This window comes from Streptomyces sp. NPDC127129, assembly GCF_042671585.1.
Lineage (GTDB): Bacteria > Actinomycetota > Actinomycetes > Streptomycetales > Streptomycetaceae > Streptomyces.
The window spans coordinates 245,830-265,504 of sequence record NZ_JBHXTV010000006.1 but is presented as its reverse complement, the minus strand read 5'-3'; the positions used below and the strand labels follow the sequence as shown (position 1 = coordinate 265,504).

General features: G+C 71.5%; 17 protein-coding genes and 1 pseudogene. 13 read left to right on the top strand and 5 right to left on the bottom strand.

What is annotated here, in order from left to right; genetic code table 11:
- Nucleotides 1–46 precede the first annotated feature (46 nt).
- From ACFVGW_RS14210 to ACFVGW_RS14175, 8 genes are all read left to right on the top strand, one after another.
- Nucleotides 47–826, top strand: a complete 780-nt coding sequence (locus ACFVGW_RS14210) for an alpha/beta fold hydrolase (protein WP_385852146.1) — start codon at nt 47–49, stop codon at nt 824–826.
- A gap of 67 nt (nt 827–893) precedes the next feature.
- Nucleotides 894–1,328: a hypothetical protein gene (locus ACFVGW_RS14205; RefSeq protein ID WP_385852145.1), complete on the top strand. Its 435-nt coding sequence runs from the start codon at nt 894–896 to the stop codon at nt 1,326–1,328.
- The gene (locus tag ACFVGW_RS14200; RefSeq protein ID WP_385852144.1) at nt 1,325–1,801 is read left to right on the top strand and encodes an FxLYD domain-containing protein; all 477 of its coding nucleotides are present in this window, start codon (nt 1,325–1,327) and stop codon (nt 1,799–1,801) included. The genes ACFVGW_RS14205 and ACFVGW_RS14200 overlap by 4 nt, the downstream gene beginning before the upstream one ends.
- A gap of 4 nt (nt 1,802–1,805) precedes the next feature.
- Entirely contained in the window at nt 1,806–2,822 is a 1,017-nt protein-coding gene (locus ACFVGW_RS14195; RefSeq protein WP_385852143.1) for an endonuclease/exonuclease/phosphatase family protein, read from the top strand.
- Between the two features lie 26 nt (nt 2,823–2,848).
- Entirely contained in the window at nt 2,849–3,088 is a 240-nt protein-coding gene (locus ACFVGW_RS14190; protein ID WP_352187372.1) for a DUF2630 family protein, read from the top strand.
- A 44-nt stretch (nt 3,089–3,132) separates the two neighbouring features.
- On the top strand, nt 3,133–5,091 hold the full coding sequence (locus tag ACFVGW_RS14185) for an FUSC family protein (RefSeq protein ID WP_385852142.1): 1,959 nt from the start codon (nt 3,133–3,135) through the stop codon (nt 5,089–5,091).
- Between the two features lie 197 nt (nt 5,092–5,288).
- The gene (locus ACFVGW_RS14180; RefSeq protein ID WP_385852141.1) at nt 5,289–6,761 is read left to right on the top strand and encodes an APC family permease; all 1,473 of its coding nucleotides are present in this window, start codon (nt 5,289–5,291) and stop codon (nt 6,759–6,761) included.
- Between the two features lie 70 nt (nt 6,762–6,831).
- Complete coding sequence (locus tag ACFVGW_RS14175) at nt 6,832–7,821, top strand: hypothetical protein (protein ID WP_383224156.1); 990 nt, start codon at nt 6,832–6,834, stop codon at nt 7,819–7,821.
- Between the two features lie 39 nt (nt 7,822–7,860).
- On the opposite strand, the gene ACFVGW_RS14170 is transcribed toward ACFVGW_RS14175, so the two are convergent.
- Nucleotides 7,861–9,933 (bottom strand): PhoX family protein, encoded by a 2,073-nt coding sequence (locus ACFVGW_RS14170; RefSeq protein ID WP_385852140.1) that lies wholly within the window; start codon nt 9,931–9,933, stop codon nt 7,861–7,863.
- A 496-nt stretch (nt 9,934–10,429) separates the two neighbouring features.
- Here ACFVGW_RS14170 and ACFVGW_RS14165 point away from each other — a divergent pair, with 496 nt between their 5' ends.
- On the top strand, nt 10,430–12,289 hold the full coding sequence (locus ACFVGW_RS14165; protein WP_385852139.1) for a VWA domain-containing protein: 1,860 nt from the start codon (nt 10,430–10,432) through the stop codon (nt 12,287–12,289).
- Here ACFVGW_RS14165 and ACFVGW_RS14160 read toward each other — a convergent pair.
- A complete protein-coding gene (locus ACFVGW_RS14160; RefSeq protein WP_385852138.1) occupies nt 12,256–13,428 on the bottom strand; it encodes an ATP-binding protein in 1,173 nt (390 codons plus the stop codon). The genes ACFVGW_RS14165 and ACFVGW_RS14160 overlap by 34 nt on opposite strands.
- Nucleotides 13,425–14,078, bottom strand: coding sequence for a response regulator transcription factor (locus ACFVGW_RS14155; protein WP_385852137.1), 654 nt, complete (start codon nt 14,076–14,078; stop codon nt 13,425–13,427). The genes ACFVGW_RS14160 and ACFVGW_RS14155 overlap by 4 nt, the downstream gene beginning before the upstream one ends.
- A 138-nt stretch (nt 14,079–14,216) precedes the next feature.
- Between ACFVGW_RS14155 and metG the strand changes: the two genes are divergently transcribed.
- The gene (gene metG / locus ACFVGW_RS14150) at nt 14,217–15,824 is read left to right on the top strand and encodes a methionine--tRNA ligase (protein ID WP_385852136.1); all 1,608 of its coding nucleotides are present in this window, start codon (nt 14,217–14,219) and stop codon (nt 15,822–15,824) included.
- Nucleotides 15,825–15,905: 81 nt separating this feature from the next.
- On the opposite strand, the gene ACFVGW_RS14145 is transcribed toward metG, so the two are convergent.
- On the bottom strand, nt 15,906–16,343 hold the full coding sequence (locus ACFVGW_RS14145; RefSeq protein ID WP_385852135.1) for a hypothetical protein: 438 nt from the start codon (nt 16,341–16,343) through the stop codon (nt 15,906–15,908).
- Between the two features lie 109 nt (nt 16,344–16,452).
- Between ACFVGW_RS14145 and ACFVGW_RS14140 the strand changes: the two are divergent.
- The 3 genes and pseudogenes from ACFVGW_RS14140 to ACFVGW_RS14130 form a co-directional block, all read left to right on the top strand.
- Nucleotides 16,453–16,597: pseudogene (locus tag ACFVGW_RS14140) on the top strand (RHS repeat-associated core domain-containing protein); the annotation flags it as partial.
- 89 nt (nt 16,598–16,686) lie between these two features.
- On the top strand, nt 16,687–16,983 hold the full coding sequence (locus ACFVGW_RS14135) for a hypothetical protein (protein WP_385852134.1): 297 nt from the start codon (nt 16,687–16,689) through the stop codon (nt 16,981–16,983).
- A gap of 64 nt (nt 16,984–17,047) precedes the next feature.
- Complete coding sequence (locus ACFVGW_RS14130) at nt 17,048–17,716, top strand: hypothetical protein (protein WP_385852133.1); 669 nt, start codon at nt 17,048–17,050, stop codon at nt 17,714–17,716.
- Nucleotides 17,717–17,814: 98 nt separating this feature from the next.
- Here ACFVGW_RS14130 and aspS read toward each other — a convergent pair whose 3' ends face one another.
- Nucleotides 17,815–19,632: an aspartate--tRNA ligase gene (gene aspS, locus ACFVGW_RS14125; protein ID WP_385852132.1), complete on the bottom strand. Its 1,818-nt coding sequence runs from the start codon at nt 19,630–19,632 to the stop codon at nt 17,815–17,817.
- Between the last annotated feature and the right edge of the window lie 43 nt (nt 19,633–19,675).

The window sequence follows — 19,675 nt, the reverse complement described above, 5'->3', positions numbered from 1 at the left end:
AAGGATGTCATTGCACCGAGCGGTGGGGGCTGCCTAGCCTCCGACCATGCCTTCCGCAGAGATCGACGGACTGACGATCCGCTACGAGGACGAGGGAACGGGCCCCGCGCTCGTCCTGGTCCACGGCCACCCCTTCGACCGCACGATGTGGCGGCCGCAGATCGACCGCTTCTCCGCCACGCACCGGGTCGTCGCCCCCGATCTGCGCGGCTACGGTGCCACCACCGTCGTCCCCGGCACCACCCCGCTCTCCGCCTTCGCCGGGGACCTCGCCGCGCTCCTCGACCACCTCGGCATCGACCGGTTCGTCCTCGGCGGCCTCTCCATGGGCGGCCAGATCGTCATGGAGTGCTACCGCCTCTTCCCCGGGCGGATCCGCGGCCTGGTCCTCGCCGACACGTTCCCCGCCGCCGAGACCGAGGAGGGGAGGGCCGGCCGCCGCGCGCTCGCCGAACGGCTGGTCCGCGAGGGGATGAAGGGGTACGCCGACGAGGTCCTGGACCGGATGGTCGCCCCGTACAACACGCACGCCGCGCCCCACGTCCACCGGATGATGTGCGCCACCGACCCCGAGGGCGCGGCGGCGGCGCTGCGCGGCCGGGCCGAACGGCCCGACTACCGCGAGCTGCTGACCACCGTCTCCGTACCGGCGCTGGTGGTGGTCGGCCGGGACGACACGTACACCCCCGTCCCGGACGCGGAGGCGATGCACGCGGCGCTGCCGCACTCGACGCTGGTGGTCGTCGAGCGCGCGGCGCACATGCCGAACCTGGAGCGGCCGGAGGAGTTCGACACCGCGCTCGCCGCGTTCCTCGACGCGCTCTGAGCCCGGGCCTCACCCGTACGGCCCAGCTGGACGTTCGCTCGACGACCGGCCGCCGCACGATGGCCCCATGAGCCAGCACACCGCACCTCCTCGTCCGCCCGCCCCCTCCACCAAAACCGCGTGGGCGGCGAGCGGCAGTCTGTTCGCCGGCGTCCTGATGCTCGTCATCGGCATCCTGGACGTCCTCCAGGGCATCGCCGCGGTAGCCGAGGACGACGTCTACACCCGTGTCGGCGACTACGTCTTCAAGTTCGACCTGACCAGCTGGGGCTGGGTCCACATCGTCCTCGGCATCCTCGTCGCCGCCGCCGGCGCCGGGATCCTCAAGGGCTCCGAGTGGGGGCGCATGGGCGGCATCACGCTGGCCTCCCTGAACGTCATCGCCCAGTTCCTCTTCCTGCCGTACCACCCCTGGTGGGCGCTGTTCTCGATGGCCCTCTCGGTCTTCGTGATCTGGGCGCTGGCCACGGACACCACCTCCTTCGGCAAGGACAGGGCATGACCGGCGCCCGCACCCGCACCCGACCCCGCACCCGCATCCGGCCCCGCACCCGCGCCGTCTGCGCCACCGCTCTCCTCGCGCTGACCGTGGCCGTCACCGGCTGCACCGAGGAGAGCAAGCAGACGGCCGAGGACATCGTCTCCTCCGCCACGGCGGCGGCCGCCTCGGCGGCCCAGGAGAAGATGAACCAGGTCAAGGACGGCGTGAACGCCACCGACAACGTCAAGGCCGGAGCGACGCAGACGGACGGCGACCGGACCACCGCCGAGATCACGGCCACCAACCCCACGGACCGCAACGCCGACTACACGGTCTGGGTCAACTTCCGCGACAGCGACGGCAACCTGCTGGACGCCGCCGTCCTCAACATCGACGGCGTGGAGCCGGGAGGGTCCAAGACCGGTACGGCGCGCAGCAACCGCTCCCTCTCGGGGGAGACCAAGGCGGAGATCCAGCAGGCGCTGCGACACTGACGGTGTGGAGCACGTCCTGGCAGAGCACCGGCCCTCCGGCCCCGCGTCCCCTCCGACCTCCCCCCGGCCCGGGCGGCGCCTCGCCACCTGGGCCGCGGCCCTGCTCGTGGCCGTCCCGGCGGTGGTCGCGGGCTGCCGCCTCCTCGGCACCGACGCGGTCACCCCCGTACCGCAGGCGCTGTCGTTCCTGCCCTGGCTCACCGTCCCGGCCGGCCTCGCCGCGCTGCTCGCACTGGCCGCCCGGCGGCGGCCGCTCGCGGCCTTCGCGGTCCTCGTGCTCGCCGTCACGGCCTGGTCCGCGCTCCCCTACGGGCCGGACACCACCACCGCCCGCGGCCCCGTGGTCGAACGGCTCCGGGTGCTCACCGCCAACGTCGAGTTCGGCCAGGCGACCCAGGCCCTCACCGAGGCGGTACGACGGGAGCGGCCGCAGCTCGTGTACGTCTCCGAGTGCGACCCCGCCTGCGCCCGCGCCCTCACCGCCGCCCTGGCCGTCAGCCACCCGCACCGGGCCGTCGTGGACGGCGAGGGCTCGACCGGCTCGGTCGTCCTGAGCGCGTATCCGCTCACCGCACGGCCGCCGGTCCCCGCCGCGATGGGCATGCCGGGCGCCTCCGCGCGGATCGGCGGCCGGAACGTCGAGCTGCGGCTCGCCCACCCACTGCCGCCGCTCCCCGGCCAGGTCGACCTGTGGAAGCGCGAGCTGGGGCGGGTGGAGGCGTTCGCCGCCGCGCACCGTGACGGCGACCCCGTGCTCCTGGCCGGGGACTTCAACGCCTCCCAGGACCACGCCGCGTTCCGCGCCGTCCTCGACGCGGGCCGGCTGCACGACGCCGCGCGGCTCGCGGGCGCCGCGCGGACGCCGACGTGGCCGAGGGAGCTGCCGCTGCCCCCGTACGTACAGATCGACCACGTGCTGGTCAGCGACGATTTCCGGGTGCGTGACGTGCGGTTCCTCGACCTGGCGGGGTCCGACCACCGGGCCGTCCTGACCGGGCTCGACCTGCACGCCGGGCGCTGATCGGCGACGCTGGAACCATGGACCGGATGTACGACGACGAGCAGATCCTCACGAACATCGGCACCCTCGTCGAGGAGGAGCGGGCCCTGCGGCAGCGGATGGGCGGTCTCCTCCCGGAGGAGCGGACGCGGCTCGCCGAGCTGGAGGTGCAACTGGACCAGTGCTGGGACCTGTTGCGCCAGCGCCGCGCCAAGGCCGAGTTCGGCGAGGACCCGGACACGGCGGCCGTCCGCCCGGCGGCGGAGGTGGAGGGTTACCGCAGCTGACCCGCCTGCCGGACGACTCGCCGCCGCCCACGTACCGTGAGCCCATGGCACGTCCCGCGCGGCTCACCCCACCGCCCTGGCTGACCGCCGGGCTCCGCCCGGCCCCCGCGCCCGTCCCCTGGGCGGCCGTCGCCCGCGCCTCCGTCGCACTGTCCGCACCGCTCGCCGTCGGACTCGCCGTCGACCAGCCCGTCTACGGTGCCCTGGTCTCCATGGGCGCGCTCTCCGGGGTCATCGGCGACACCGCCGACGCGTACCGCATGCGCTTCTACAACATCGCCGTCCCCCAGCTCTTCGGCGCCCTCGGGGTCACGCTCGGCAGCCTCGTGTACGGCGAGGGCTGGCTCGCCGTCGGCGTGCTCACCCTGATCGCGCTCGTCTCCGGGATGATCTCCTCGATCGGCGCCGTCGCCTCCGTCTCCGGTCTGCTGCTCCTCCTCAACGCGGTCGTGGGCGCCGGGCTGCCGATGCCCGACCCGTGGTGGAGACCGCCCCTGCTGCTCGGGCTCGGCGGGGCCGTCGTCCTCGCCCTGACCCTGCTCGGCTGGCCGTTGCGCGGCGGAGTCCCCGAGCGGACGGCCGTGGCCGGCACCTACCGGGCCGTCGCCGACGTCCTCGAAGCCGCCGGCACGGACGCGTACGACGAGCGGCGGCAGGACGTCACCGCCTCCCTCAACCAGTCGTACGACCTCGTCCTCGCCCGCCGCGCCCGCGAGCACGGCCGCGCGCCGGTCCTGGTCCGGCTGCTGGCCCAGCTCAACGCGGTCATCGCGCTCGTGGAGGCCGCCCCGGCCGCCCATGTCGCGGCCCGCCGGTTCGGCCGCCCCCTCTCCCCGGCGATCCCGGCCGCCGTGCGCGAACTCGCCGACGCGGTCGCGCAGGGCCGCACCGACGTCCCCGGCCTCGACCTCCCCGCCGCCACCCGGCCCTCCGAGAAGGCCGTCGACCAGGCCCTGCGCCACGCGGCGAACGTCGTCCGCGCGGCGGAGCCGAACCCGTACAACGTGGACGACCGCCTCGGCCGCCCCGCGGCGCTGCGGGTCAGGTCCCGCCGGGTGGTCCGCGGCGTCCTGCTCTCCGAGGCGTCCTGGCGGTACGGGCTGCGGCTCGCGCTCTGCATCGGCCTCGCCCAGACGGTGGTCTCGGTGATCGACGTACCCCGCTCGTACTGGGTCGCCCTCACCGTCACCTTCGTCATGAAGCCGGACTTCGGCTCGGTCTTCTCCCGGGCCGTGCTGCGCGCGCTCGGCACGGCCTTCGGGCTGGCCACCGCCGCGCTCGTCCTCGCCGAGGTGCCGCGCGGCTGGTGGTACGTACCGGTGATGGTCGTCCTCGCCGGGCTGATCCCCGCGTTCTCCGCGAAGGGGTACGCCTTCCAGACCGCGGCGATCACCCCCGTCATCCTGCTGCTCTCCGACCTCCTCAACCAGCAGGGCTTCGACCTCGTGCTCCCCCGGCTCTACGACTCCCTCATCGGCTGCGGTATCGCGCTGGTCGCCGGCTATCTGCTCTGGCCGGAGTCCTGGCACAGCCGCGTCGGCGACCGGCTCGCGGACTCCGTCGCCGACTCGGCCGCCTACGTGGCGCAGGCGTTCTGCCCGCCGGAGGACGAGGACCCGGGTGCCCGGCTGCGGGCCCGGCGGAAGCTGTACCGCGATCTCTCCGCCGTACGCTCCGAGTTCCAGCGCGCCCTGACCGAACCGCCGCCGACCGGCACCGTCGCCTCCGCCTGGTGGCCGCTGGTCGTCGCCGTGGAGCGGATTGTCGACGCGACGACAGCCGCCCGGGTCCGCGTCGACCACGGCGCCCCGCCCCCCGATCCGCAGGAAACGGAAGAACTGGAACAGCAGTTGCGGGAACTCGCCGACGGACTGCGCGGAACCGACGTGCTCGTGGAGGTCCGGGCCGAGCTGACCGGCGACGAGGAGGGCGTCCTCGCCGCGCTCAGAGCCGAGGTGACGGCGGCCCGGGCGATCGCCACTCCCCGCGCGACACCGGGCTAAACACCCCACCGGGGGCGTACCGATGCCCTTACCGGCGGTCACAGAACGGAACGTTCCATCCGCCGTTACCGGAATCCGTCGGTGCGACTACGATGCGCTCGATTCACCTTGATCCGTGCGCGGTCCGGCGAACAACTGACTCGGCGGCACGGTCACTTCGTCCTGCACCGCTCCCGTGCCCCCCAAGGACATCCGCCATGCGCACGACCACCGGCAGAGGGCTCCAGCCCAACGTTCTCGGGACGTTCGACACCATCGTCATGGCCGTCGCGGGCAGTGCGCCCGCCTACTCGCTGGCCGCGACCACGGCCGTGCTCTTCGGCGCGGTCGGCCTGGCGGGTCCGGCGGCGCTGCTCTACTGCGCGATACCCATGCTCGGCATCGTCCTCGCCTACGCGCGCCTCGGCCGGATCGACGTCAACGCGGGCGCCGGCTACTCCTGGGTGGGCCGCACCCTCCACCCCTTCCTCGGCTTCCTCTCCGGCTGGGCCCTCGTCGTCTCCGCGACCGTCTTCATGGTCGCCGGATCGCTCCCCGCCGGCGCGCTGACACTCTCCCTCGTCGACCCGGACCTCGCCGACAACACCCCCCTCGCCGCGGCCGTCGGCGCAGGCTGGTTCCTCGTGATGCTGCTCGTCGTCCTCGGCGGCGCCCGGCTCACCGTCCGCGCCCAACTGATCATGTCGGGCGTCGAGATGCTCATCCTCCTCGCCTTCGTCCTGGCCGCGCTGCTGCACCGCGGGCACGCGACCGCCTTCGACTGGTCCTGGTTCGGCTTCGGTCACTTCGACGGCCCGGCCGGCTTCGCCTCGGGCGCGCTGATCGCCGCGTTCTACTACTGGGGCTGGGACGTCACCAGCAACCTCAGCGAGGAGACCCGCGACAGCCGCCGCACGGCCGGGCTCGCCGCGCTGGTCGGCGTGGGCGTCGTCTTCCTGGTCTTCGAGGCGTTCACGGTCGCGGTCAACGTGCTGCTCACCTCGGGGCAGATCGAGTCGGCGGGCGCGAACGTCCTGGCCGTCCTCGGCCAGGAGATCTGGCCGGGCGTCGGCGGAAAGCTGCTGGTCGTGGCGGTGCTGCTCTCCACGGTCGCCACCCTGGAGACCACACTCATCCAGGTGACCCGCTCCCTCTTCGCGATGGGCCGCGACCGCACCATGCCGGCCGCGCTCGGGAGCGTGCACCGGCGCTGGAACACCCCGTGGGTGGCGATCGCCGCCGTCGGTGGCGCCGCGCTGCTGATGTTCGGCGCGGCGGCGGCCGCCGGTTCGATGGGCCGGATCCTCAGCGACGCGGTGTCCGCGATCGGCCTGCTGATCGCGTTCTACTACGGTCTCGCCGGGATCGCCGCCGTGGTGGCGTACCGCGGGATGCTGCTGAACTCCGTACGGAACTTCCTCGTCGGGGGCGTCTGGCCGCTGCTCGGGTCGGCGTTCATGCTGTGGGCGTTCGTCGAGTCTCTCGGCGAACTGTCCACGACGTCACGGGTGATCGGCCTGGGCGGGCTGCTCGTGGGCGTGGTCCCGATGCTCGTGTACTGGCGCGCGGGCAGCGCCTACTACCGTCCGGCACGGCTCGACGCGGCGCGCGCGCTGGCGGCCGCGGAACCGTTCGCGCCGAGCACGGCGCGGGCGCGCAGGACGGACGAATCGCTGGCGACGGACTTCTGACGCCGGGCCACGGCAGACCCGCTTCACGACTACTGGTTCCAGGGCTACTGGCTTCCGAGGGAGGACCTGGATGGCCGCTCTCCGCCGATCGGCGCGCTCGGCCCGTGCGGCCCGCTTCACTCCGGTCTTCGACCCGGACTTCGGCGACCGCGCGCTCACCGAGGCGCGGCACGACATCGTCATCGGCCGCTGGCAGGGCGTACGGGACCTGCTGCGGGACACCGGTGAGGACTGGGCGCGCCGGACGCACCGGGTACGGCTCCTCGCGCACGCCGCCGCGGGCAGTTCGTCGGTCGAGGCGTGGCGGGCGGCCGAGCCGGACAACCCGGACGGGGCGGTGCTGCGGGCGGCCACCGAGGTCGTACGGGTCTTCGACACGGCGATCGCGGCCGGCCGGGGCACGGTCGTGGACCGGGGGCGGGTCGACGCCACCGTCGACGCCTGCCTGCGGGCGACGGAGGCCGCGCCCACGGACCCGATGCCGTGGGTCTCGCTGCTCTCGGTGGCCCGGCTGTACGAGGGCGGGGTGCCGCGCCGCGAGCTGCGGCAGTGGTTCGACGAGCTGCGGCGCCGCGACCCCTACAACACCGAGGGCCACGCACAGGTGATGCGCTACCTGTCCGCGCGGTGGCACGGCACGCACGGAGCGATGTACGACTTCGCGCGGGACGCGGCGGGCGTGGCGCCGCCCGGCTCGCCGCTGCCGGTCCTGGTGCAGGTGGCGCGCGTGGAGGAGTACCGCTACATCGCGGACGGGGCGCTCGGCCGGGGTCCGGTGCGCGGCTTCGACCAGCACTGGAAGCACGAGCTTGCGGTGGACGAGCTGCGCCGTACGCATCAGCGCTGGATCGGCGGCCGCGAGCCGGGCGGCCCGGTGGCGCCCGAGGAGGTACCGGACCTCAACTATCTGGCACACGCGGCCTGCTACGCGGGCCAGGTGGAGGTGGCGCGCGAGGTCCTCGGGATGCTCGGGGCGCGGGCGGCCTGGGTGCCGTGGGCGTACACGGGCGAACCGGAGGAGCAGTTCGTACGGTTCAGGGAGGGCCTGGGAGTGGTGTGAGGGGCGGTGCCGCGCCCCTCACACCACGTTTCAGGGGGCTCAGACGCCGATGTCGCGGCCGTCCTTGCGCCAGACGGAGACGACCGAGGGACGGACGATCCTGCCGGGTCCGTCGGGCCACTCCGACTTCGGGTTCTCGACGGAGGCGCCGTCGAGCTCGCCCGGGTGCTGGACCGCGACGACGACGCGGCGGTCCTGGATGATCGGGCCGCAGGTCTCGGCGCCCCTGGGGACGGTCAGGAACTGCTTGATCTCACCGCGCCGCTCGCCCTGCGTGGCGACACCGAACAGGCCGTCGTGCGAGCCGAGCTGGGCACCGTCGGTGGAGATCCACAGGTTGCCGTGCGGGTCGAAGGCGACGTTGTCCGGGCAGGAGATCGGGGAGACCTTGTCCTTGGGGAAGCCGGCGAAGTACGTGGCCGGGTCGTTCGGGTCGCCCGCGACGAGGAAGAGGCGCCAGGCGAAGCCGTCGGAGGCCGGGTCGTCCCAGTGCTCGGCGAGCTCCAGGATCTGGCCGTGCTTGTTGAGGTTGCGCGGGTTGGCCTCGTCCGCGGGGGCCTTGCCGGCCTTGCCGCGGTCGGAGTTGTTGGTGAGCGCGACGTAGACGCGGCCGGAGCGCGGGGACGGCTCGACGTCCTCGGGGCGGTCCATCTTGGTGGCGCCGACCTTGTCACCGGCGAGGCGGGTGAAGACGTACACCTCCTCGGCGGTCATGCCCTCGACGTGCGAGACGTTGCCGGTGGCCAGCGGGATCCACACGCCGGAGCCGTCGAACTCGCCGTCGTTCGGGAGCTTGCCGGTGCCGTCGATCTGGGCGGCCGGGCTGTCGCCGGTCAGCTTGGCGACGTAGAGCGTGCCCTCGTCGAGGAGCGTGAGGTTGTGGGCGTGCGCGGCGCGGGAGTTGCCCTTCATCATCCGCTTCGAGGACACGAACTTGTAGAAGTAGTCGAAGCGCTCGTCGTCACCCATGTAGACGACCGGGCGGCCGTCCGCGGTGAGGCGGGGCTGCGCGGCCTCGTGCTTGAAGCGGCCGAGCGCGGTGCGCTTCTTCGGGGTGGACTCGGGGTCGTACGGGTCGAGCTCGACGACCCAGCCCTGGCGGTGGACCTCGTTGGGCTCCTGCGCGAGGTCGAAGCGCTTGTCGAACCGCTCCCACTTGCGCTCGGAGGCGGCCGAGCCGATGCCGTACCGCTTGTCGGTGGCGCTGGAGCCGTTGGCGAAGTACTGGTTGAAGTTCTCCTCGCCGTGCAGCGTGGTGCCCCAGGGGGTGGTGCCGCCGGCGCAGTTGTTCAGCGTGCCGAGGACCTTGCGGCCGGTCGGGTCGGCGGAGGTCTTCAGGAGCGCGGAGCCTGCGGCCGGGCCGGTCAGCTCGAACTCGCTGGTCGTGTGGAGACGGCGGTTGAGCGGGTGGCGCGTGACCGGCGTGAGCTTGCCGGAACGCTTCTCCTCCTGGACGACGACGACGGAGAAGCCGTGGGCGGCCCAGGCGATCTCGACCTGCTCGCGGGTCGGGTTGGCAGCGTCGTACCCCTTGAACATGAGGATCTCGTCGGTGTACTCGTGGTTCGCGACGAGCACCTGACGGTCCCGCTCCCCGGGGAGGGGGAGGAGGCTCAGGAAGTCGTTGTTGTAGCCGAACTGGCCGGCCTGCGCAGCGGCGGTCTGCTTGTCGGCGTCGAAGGCCGGGGCGCCGCGGAGGATCGGCTCACCCCAGCGGATGACGACGTTCTGCTCGTAGCCGACGGGCACGGTGACCTTGTCGGCGGTGTTGGGCGCGACGGGCGTGAAGCGGAGGCCACGCGCGCCGTCGGCGACGGGGCGGCCCTTGGCGGCGGCCGTGGCGGCGTCGGTGTGGCCGGCGGCGACGGCGGGGGTGGAGCCACCGGGGCCGACCACCGCGCTGCCCGCCGCGGCGGCGACGGTCACGACGGCGGCGGCACGCACCATGGAGCGACGGGAGAGGGCGCCGGCTATGACGTCGCCGACGTACTCGTTGTCGCTGGTGTTGGGCACCTCGTGGAAGCAGGCGTCACCACAACGGAACCGGCAGGTGAGGGCGGAACGGCCGCCTCCGTGCGGGTTGGTGCTCAGCAGCGGCAGCAGTTTGCGCACTTGGTCCTCCTCCGGCGCGTTTCTGCGCCGCCCCTTGGTCCCGACATGGTGTCGGGATTCCGTCCGGCGGTGACGTTATGTGCACACATCTGCACGGGGGCGGCGCGGAAGTGAACGCCGAATGAATGAGCGGGAACGAGGGCTGGTTGAGGGGCGGTTGGGGGTGCCGGAGAGGAGGGGGGAGGAGAGGGGAGCCGGTCCGGCCGAGGGCGGGGATCTTCGGGCTGCTCGGGGGCGGGCCGAGGGCGGCGCATCCGCAGGGCCGTTCGGGGCGCTTCGGGGCGGGCCGAGGACCGGGATCGCCGGTCCGCTTGAGACGGCCGGGGGCGCGAAACCCGTGCTCGGAGGCGCGTGCAGGCGCGTTGATTCCGGGTCCGGTTGGGGCGCCGGAGGCGACACACCAGGGGCCGCTAACCTTACGTGTCCGCCCTGGCCAGGGATGATTCCTCCCAGTACGGACATACACCGCACCCAACTCATGCGAAAGGCCTCGCCCATGGGCATTCGGAGCTTGCTGCGCAAGGTGTTCGGACGCGATCGTGCGGAACGGCAGGCCGATTCACCGGCAACCTCCGTCCCGCCCCAGGCGGCGCCGTCCCGCCAGGAGGACGCCGCGCCGACCCCGCCCCCGACGAAGGACGAGGCCCAGAGCGCGGCGGACGACCTGGTGGCGGCGGCCTTCGACAACCCGAAGGTGCCGGCGGCGAGGACGGCCGAGAGGCCGGAAGCCGAGGAAGCTCCGGCCGTGGCCGAACTTCCCAAGCAGGCCACGACGGAGGCCGCCCCGGCCCCCGAGGAGCCCGCGGAGACCGCCCCGGCCGCCGAGGAGCCTGCGGCGGAGGCGAGCGCCGAGGCCGCCCCGACGGCCGAGGAGCCCGTGGAGACGGTCCCGGCCGCCGAGGAGCCGGCTACGGCCGAGGCCGCCGAGCAGGTCGCGGCGGAGCCGCAGACCGAGGCGCCGGACGCGTCGGAGCCGGAGGCTGCCGCCGAGACGGCGGACGAGCCGCAGGCCGAGGCCGCCGAGACCGTGGACGCTCCGGCGGAGGCCGAGGCGGCGCACGAGCCCGTCGCGGACGAGGCGGAGGCCGAGGCCACGCAGGACGAGCCCGTCGCGGACGAGCCCGTCGCCGAGACGCCCGCCGCAGACGTCACCGAGACGCCCGAGCAGGTCGCGGCAGAGCCGCAGACCGAGGCTGCCGCCGAAACCGTGGACGCCCCGGCCGAGGCCGAGGCCACGCAGGAGCCCGTCGCCGCGGAGCCGGAGCCCGTCGCGGACGAGGCGCAGGCCGTCGTGGACGAGGCCACGCAGGACGAGCCCGCCGTGGACGAGCCCGTCGCCGAGACGGCCGAGCAGGTCGCGGCAGAGCCGCAGACCGAAGCTGCCGCCGAAACCGTGGACGCCCCGGCCGAGGCCGAGGCCACGCAGGAGCCCGTCGCGGACCAGCCCGTCGCCGAGACGGCCGCCGCAGACGTCGCGGCGGAGCCCGAGACCGAGCCGGCCGCCGAAGCCGAAGCCCCCGCCGCCGAGCCGGAGGCCACCCCGGCCGAGCCCGAGACCGAGCCGGCCGCCGAAGCCGAAGCCCCCGCCGCCGAGCCGGTGGCCACCCCGGCCGACGAGCCGGTCGCCGCCGAGGCCGAGGCCACCCCCGCCGACGAGCCCTCCACGGCCCCCGTCCCCGCCCCCGTCCCCAGCACTGCCGCCACCCCCGGACGTACCGTCCTCACCTCCGACGCGCCGCAGCTCGTCGAGGCGTACGACGCCGCCGCGGGCGTCCTCGCGGAGCGCGGGCTCGTCGGGGCGGGCCCGGTCGCCGTGTACCTCGTCGTCGACCGGTCCGGCTCGATGCGCGGGTACTTCAAGGACGGCTCCGTCCAGCGCATCGCCGAGCAGACCGTCGCCCTCGCCGCGCACCTCACCGAGGACGCCACCGTCACCGCCGTGTTCTTCTCCACGGACATCGACGGCACCGCCGAACTCCGCCCCGCCGGCATCGAGGGCCGCATCGACGAGATCAACGCGGGCCTCGGCCGTCTCGGCCGTACCAACTACCACCGCGCCGTCGAAGAGGTCCTCGCGCACCACGAGAAGACCGACCCCACCCGCCCCGCCTTCGTCGTCTTCCAGACCGACGGCGCTCCCGAGTCCAAGACGGCCGCCACCCAGGCGCTCGCCGAGGCCGCCGGGCGCCCGATCCACTGGCAGTTCGTCGCGTGGGGCGAGGAGGACAACAAGGCCTTCGACTTCGTCCGCAAGCTCACCGCGCCCCGTACCGGCCACTACCTCGCCGGCCCGGCCCCGGCCGAGACCGCCCACGCCGAGTTCTACCGCGGGCTGCTGTCCACCTGGGAGATCTGAGCAGGGCGCACGGCAGAGCTGGTGGTGACGGGCAACGTCACCGTCACCACCAGCCCGCCCCCCTCCCGCTCCCCCCGGGCCACCGCGCCCACGGTCCCCCCGTGGGCCGCCGCGATCGAGCGGACGATCGACAGACCGAGCCCGGCCCCCGGCCCCATCCGGTCGCGCCCCGCCCCCCGCCGGAACGGCTCGAAGAGCCCCGGGACCTCGCCGGGCGCCACGACCGGCCCCGTGTTCTCGACGGTCACCACGCCACCGTCCACCCGCACCTCCACGGACCCGCCGGGCACGTTGTGGACGACGGCGTTCGCGACGAGGTTCCGTACGAGCTGCCCGAGCAGCACCCGGCTCCCCCGCACGACGGGCCCCGCACCGCCACCTCCCCCCTGGCCATGCCCACCCCCGGCCTCGTCGCACTCCACCCCGAACGCCTCGCACTCCTCCGCGACCACCTCACCCAGCGGCACGTCCTCCCGCTCCTCGAGCCCCCGCTCGCTCCTCGCAAGCACCAGCAGCCCCTCGATGAGCCGCTCGCTGCGCCGGTTGCTGTCCAGCAGGACCTGCTTGACCTCGTTCGAGTCGTCGAGCCCGATCTGGATCGCGGCGCGCTGCGTGGCCAGCGGGGTCCGCAGCTCGTGCGAGGCGTTCGCGATGAACCGCCGCTGGCTGTCGAACGCGGCCTCGAGGCGGCCCAGGAGCGCGTCGATCGTGTCGCCGAGCTCCTTCAGCTCGTCGTCGGGACCGCTCGCGGCGATCCTGTCGTGCAGGTTCCGCTCCGAGAGCCGCCGCGCCCGCGCGGTCATCTCGTGGACCGGCCGCAGGACCCGCCCCGCCGTCCACCAGCCCACGGCCACCGCGCCGAAGGCCATGACGGCGAGGGCGAGGCAGGACCACATGAGCATCTGCTCGCCGGCGGCCCGGCTGACGTCGTCGCTCAGCCGGTACGCGGTGACCGTCTCGAACGGCGCCACCACCCGCACCCGCGCCGCGATGGCGTCCGCCTCGCCCTCCGTACCGGCGCGGGAGAGCAGGTTGACAATCGTCAGCAGGCATCCGCCGAGGACGACGAAGACGCCTCCGTAGACGAGGGCGATCCGCGTCCTGATCGTCGAGCCGGCGCCCAGCAGCCCGGCGCTCAAAGCGCGTACCCCACGCCCTGGACCGTACGGATCAGCCCCGGCTCGCCGAGCTTCCCGCGCAGCTTGCTCATGCAGACCCGTACCGCGCCCGTGAAGGGGTCGGTGTGCACGTCCCAGGCCCGCTCCAGGAGCTCCTCGGCGGAGACGGTCGCTCCGTCCGCCTCCAGCAGGATCTGCAGCACGGCGAACTCCTTCGGCGACAGGTCGAGCGCCCGGCCGTCCCGCGTCACGGTCCGCCGTACGGTGTCCATCACCACCCCCGCACGGTCGAGCAGCGGCGGTACGGGCCGGGCGCTGCGGCGCCGCAGCGCCCGGACCCGCGACACCAGCTCGGGGAACTCGAAGGGCTTGCCCAGGTAGTCGTCGGCGCCGAGATCGAGCCCTTCCACCCGGTCCTCCATGGTGGCCGAGGCGGTCAGCATCAGGATCCGGGTCCGGGCGGTCCGGGCGACGAGGGCACGGGCCACGTCGTCGCCGTGGACGCGGGGCAGGTCGCGGTCGAGGACGACGACGTCGTAGTCGTGCAGGCCCAGGTAGGCGAGGGCGGCGTCGCCGCTGTAGACGGTGTCGACGGCGAACCCGGCCCGTCGCAGACCGGTGGCGAGGAGTTCCGCGAGGACCTCCTCGTCCTCGGCGACCAGTACGCGCATGATCTTCTCCTCGCTGCCGGCGGCGACGGCTCTTTCTACGCCGGGCAACGTTTCGCCGACGTCTCCACGCTCCCGCCCCGTCCCACCCCTCGGTTATCGATGTGAGTGGATCTTGAACTGCCCGTTAGGATTTCGACCATGGCGGCCACTGGATCCGAGAAGCAGGGGGCGAAGGCGTACTACGTCTCGACCCCCATCTACTACGTCAACGACGCTCCTCACCTGGGCCACGCCTACACGACCGTCGCAGGCGACGTGCTCACGCGCTGGCACCGTCAGCGCGGCGAGAAGGTGTGGTACCTCACCGGCACGGACGAGCACGGTCAGAAGATCATGCGCACGGCCGAGGCGAACAACGTCACGCCCCAGGCCTGGTGCGACAAGCTCGTCGAGGAGGCCTGGAAGCCCCTCTGGGAGCACCTGAACATCGCGAACGACGACTTCATCCGGACGACGGAGAAGCGTCACACGGACCGCGTCCAGGAGTTCGTGCAGGACCTGTACGACAAGGGCGAGATCTACAAGGGCGGGTACGAAGGCCCGTACTGCGTGGGCTGTGAGGAGTACAAGCTCCCCGGCGATCTCATCGAGGCGGAGGACGGCACGAAGCTGTGCGCCGTCCACAAGAAGCCGGTGGAGATCCTCAAGGAGGAGAACTACTTCTTCAAGTTGAGCGAGTACGGCCCGAAGCTGATCGAGTTCTACGAATCGAACCCGGGCTTCGTCCAGCCGGAGTCCGCGCGAAACGAGGTCGTGAACTTCGTCAAGCAGGGGCTCGAGGACCTGTCGATCTCGCGCTCGACGTTCGACTGGGGCGTCCCGGTCCCGTGGGACGACAAGCACGTGATCTACGTGTGGATCGACGCGCTCCTGAACTACGCGACGGCGGTCGGCTACAACGAGAACCCGGAGAAGTTCGACGAGACCTTCCCGGCCAACGTCCACCTCATCGGCAAGGACATCCTCCGCTTCCACGCGATCATCTGGCCGGCGATGCTGATGGCGCAGGGCCTTCCGGTCCCGGGCCGGGTGGCGGCGAACGGCTGGCTGATGGTCGGCGGCGAGAAGATGTCGAAGTCGAACCTGACCGGCATCAAGCCGCAGGACCTGACCTCGCACTTCGGCGTGGACGCGTACCGCTGGTACTTCCTGCGCGCGATCGCGTTCGGCCAGGACGGCTCGTTCTCGTGGGAGGACTTCACCGCCCGCTACACGAGCGAGCTGGCGAACGACTACGGCAACCTCGCCTCGCGCGTGGCGGCCATGGTCGGCAAGTACTTCGACGGCGCCCTGCCGGCCTCGACGGCCGACGGCGACGCGGAGAAGGCGATCCACGAGGGCCTGGCGAAGGCGGTGGCCACGGCCGACCAGAAGATCGGCGAGGAGCTGGACTTCCAGGGCGGCATCCTGGCGATCTTCGACTTCGTGAAGCAGGTCAACGGCTACATCACGGAGCAGGAGCCGTGGAAGGTCGCCAAGGACGAGTCGGAGGCGGGCCGCGCCCGCCTCGCCACGATCCTGTACACGGCCGCGGAGTCCCTCCGCGCCGTCGCCGTCCTCCTCAACCCGATCATGCCGGAGACCTCCCAGCAGCTCTGGGACTCCCTGGGCGCGGAGGCCTCCCTGGGCGCCCTGTCCGCCCAGCAGGTCCAGTCGGCCGGCGACTGGGGCAAGCTCCCGGCGGGCACGACGGTGACGAAGGGCGCGGTGCTCTTCCCCCGCCTGGAGGAGCCGAAGAAGGACTGACGTCGTCACGTCCACACGCACAGCCGTAACGCCCGGCCGGGGATCTCCCCGGCCGGGCGTTCCGCGTCCGGCGTTGTCGTTTCAGGGCGCGGGGCTGGTCAGGATGCAGTGCGGGTCGTCATGGTCCGGGTCGCCGACGGGGGTCCAGAGCATCAGGATGTTTCCGCGACGGAGCGCCGCGTACGAGGTGCTCGGGCCGTCGGCTCCGAAGGACGCCTGAACCCCTGTCTGCTTCGACGCGTCGTCCTGGGTCCACGTGCCCTTTCCGGACTGGGGCTCGTCCCAGTTGCCGGTCGGAACGGGGCTCCATGCGCCGCAGGCGTGGTCGGCGGTGAACGTCCCGTCCGGCTTCAGCGTCAGCGAGCCGCCCTCGGCATCGACCCACGTGGTGGTCACCTCGGACGGGTTCAGCACGACCGGGTCACCCTCGGGGTCCGGCCGGTCCCAGAGCCTGCCGCAGGCGGAGAGCAGCAGGACCGCGACGGCGACGAACGGCATGGCCCGGCAGGAACGCTGCATCTTCCACCCCACGCGATCGACGGCCGCGCACGACCGGCTGGATCATGAACACTCCCGACACCCTGACACACGATTTGAACACGTTCAAGCCGCGAGATGACCAGATTCGAACTACAACCACTTCCGCTACTACGACCCGCAATCCGCCCGCTACCTCACCCAGGACCCCCTGGGCCTGGCCCCGGCCCCGAACCCGGCTGCGTACGTCCACAATCCGCACACGTGGAGCGACCCGCTGGGGCTCGGTCCATGTCCGCCCGGGGGCCCCGACAAGCATCTTCCGCTGGATGCCGCACGCGGCGACGTACGGTTCCCCGACCACGACGCAGCTCTCGCCGAAGTCATGCGCCGTTACGACATCGAGGATCCTTCATACATTGCGAGGATCGAGCAGTGGGGCAAGAATCCGAACCTGTACGGCCCCAAGGGCGAACCATGGGAACTGATACAGGCAATCGACTCCAAGGGGAACGAGATCGAGTTCCACCATCACGCGAACGGACACTACTTCAAACATAAGGATCCGGATCAGGAGCAGTGGTCGCTGCCTCATTACCATGGCCCCAAGGGGGAACACATCTACTACGGGGACATGCAGTCAGAATACGGACTCAGGGGTGTACCGCGAAATGCACAGTGAGCATAGTTTTATCGCGGGACAGCCGCGCTGGGATCCAACCGGGATCGGATCAAGCATCTCGTCCTTGGAGGGTCCTCTGGGCAACGTAGGTGCGGTGTGGGTGTTCTGCGATCCAGCCGAAGAAAGCGACACGTGGGCCTCGACTCTGCCCAACCTGCGCCAGGAGCGCATCTTCACGTGGACGGCAAAGCTCCGTCCTGAAGACTGGGAACCACCGGCGATGGCTGATGAACACGCCATTCTGTGGCGGTCAGGAAAGCGGGTGTCCACCCATAACTTCCCGGGACTACCTCGTTACGAGTCGAAATATGAAGCAATTCCGAACACGTCTCGGGAGGTACGCGCTTTCGTCAGCGGCCTGACCACTCGCAGTTCGGGATCCGCATGCGCCGCAGGAGGCAACCACCAGGAGTCCGACTCCTGGGTTCAGGCAGCGCTCCTGATGGAAACACACTTCTCCCTTTCCCGGGACTTCAAAAACACGATCGACCTCGAGGGCCGTCGCAGGATCGTCACCTCCCTCTACTTGAGGTCGTGCATCGAAGCAGGCCTCCTCCCCGTCATCCCACTCAACAAGCACCCCTATGCGGGGTTTGTGATTTTCTGCCCCACGGAAAGTTACTCGGACGTCCTGCGGGACATCGGCCGAGAATCGCGGATATTCGAAGGAAGTGAGGCGGAAAGCCTGATCATCCGTTTCCTCGGCCAAGGCGGCGACCTCGGTTACCTCTGAGCGCACAGCGGAGTGTGCTCCAGAAGCATGGCGGCGCCCTGGCACATGCCGAAGGGCCCGGGATCCGAAGATCCCGGGCCCTTCCGTAGCGGAAACGCTTACCGCGCCGCGTCCGGGTGGACCGCGTCCGTCACCGGGCGGTCCGTCACGACCTTCGTCTCGACCGGCTTGCGGAGCTGGATGTTCAGCTCCTTCAGGCGGGCCTCGTCCAGTTCCGTCGGGGCGCCCATCAGGAGGTCCTGGGCGTTGCCGTTCAGCGGGAAGGCGATCGTCTCGCGGATGTTCGGCTCGTCGGCCAGGAGCATCACGATGCGGTCCACGCCCGGGGCGATGCCGCCGTGCGGCGGAGCGCCGTACTCGAAGGCGCGGAGCATGCCCGCGAACTCGTGCTCCACGGTCTCCTTCGAGTAGCCCGCGATCTCGAAGGCCTTGAACATGATCTCGGGCTCGTGGTTCCGGATCGCGCCCGAGGACAGCTCGATGCCGTTGCAGACGATGTCGTACTGCCAGCCGAGGACGTCCAGCGGGTCCTGCGTCTCCAGGGCCTCCAGGCCGCCCTGCGGCATGGAGAACGGGTTGTGCGAGAAGTCGATCTTGCCGGTCTCCTCGTCCCGCTCGTACATCGGGAAGTCGACGATCCACGCGAAGCGGAAGACGTTCTCCTCGAACTGGCCGGCGCGCTTGGCGGCCTCGACCCGGACCGGGCCCATGATCTTGGAGACCTCGTCGAACTCGCCCGCGCCGAAGAAGATCGCGTGACCCGGCTCCAGACCGAGGCGCTCGGTGAGGACCTTGACGTTCTCCTCGGTGAGGAACTTGGCGATCGGGCCGGTCAGGGCGTTGCCGTCGCCGACGCGGACCCAGGCCAGGCCCTTCGCGCCGAGGGAGACCGCGAAGTCGCCCATCGCGTCGAAGAACTTGCGCGGCTGGTCGCCCGTGTTCGGGACGGCCAGGGCACGCACGTGCTTGCCCGCGAAGGCCTTGAACTCGGAGTTCTCGAAGACGTCGGAGATGTCGACGAGTTCGAGGGCGGTCCGCAGGTCCGGCTTGTCGTTGCCGTACTTGAGCATCGACTCACGGAACGGGATCCGCGGGAACGGTGACGTGACGTGGCGTCCGCCGCCGAACTCCTCGAAGAGCTCGGTCATGAGCTTCTCGATCGGCTGGAAGACGTCCTCCTGCTCGACGAAGCTCATCTCGACGTCGAGCTGGTAGAACTCGCCCGGCGAACGGTCCGCGCGGGCGTCCTCGTCGCGGAAGCACGGCGCGATCTGGAAGTAGCGGTCGAAGCCGGAGATCATCAGCAGCTGCTTGAACTGCTGCGGCGCCTGGGGCAGCGCGTAGAACTTGCCCGGGTTCAGACGGGACGGGACCACGAAGTCACGGGCGCCCTCGGGGGAGGTCGCGGCGAGGATCGGGGTCGCCATCTCGTTGAAGCCGAGAGCCACCATCTTGGAGCGGATGGAGGCGATGACGGCGGACCGCAGCATGATGTTGCGGTGCATGCGCTCGCGGCGCAGGTCGAGGAAGCGGTACTCCAGACGCCGCTCCTCGTTCACACCGTCGTCGGCGTTGATGGTGAACGGGATCTGCTTGGCGGCGCCCAGGACCTCGACCGTGGCGGCCTCGATCTCGATCTCGCCGGTGGCGAGCTCCGGGTTGACGTTCTCCGCACCGCGCGAGACGACCCTGCCGTCCACGCGGACGACGGTCTCCTTCGTCAGCTTGTCGAGCACCTCGGCGGCGGCGGTGCCGGGCCGGGCGACGAGCTGCGTGATGCCGTAGTGGTCGCGCAGATCGATGAAGAGGATGCCGCCCAGGTCGCGCCGATTGTGCAGCCAGCCGCTCAGCCGGACGTCGGTGCCGACGTCAGAGGCGCGGAGCTCGCCGCAGGTGTGGGACCTGTACCGATGCATCGTCGTTCATCCAGTCTTCGGGATCTACGGGAATCAGGAGTGT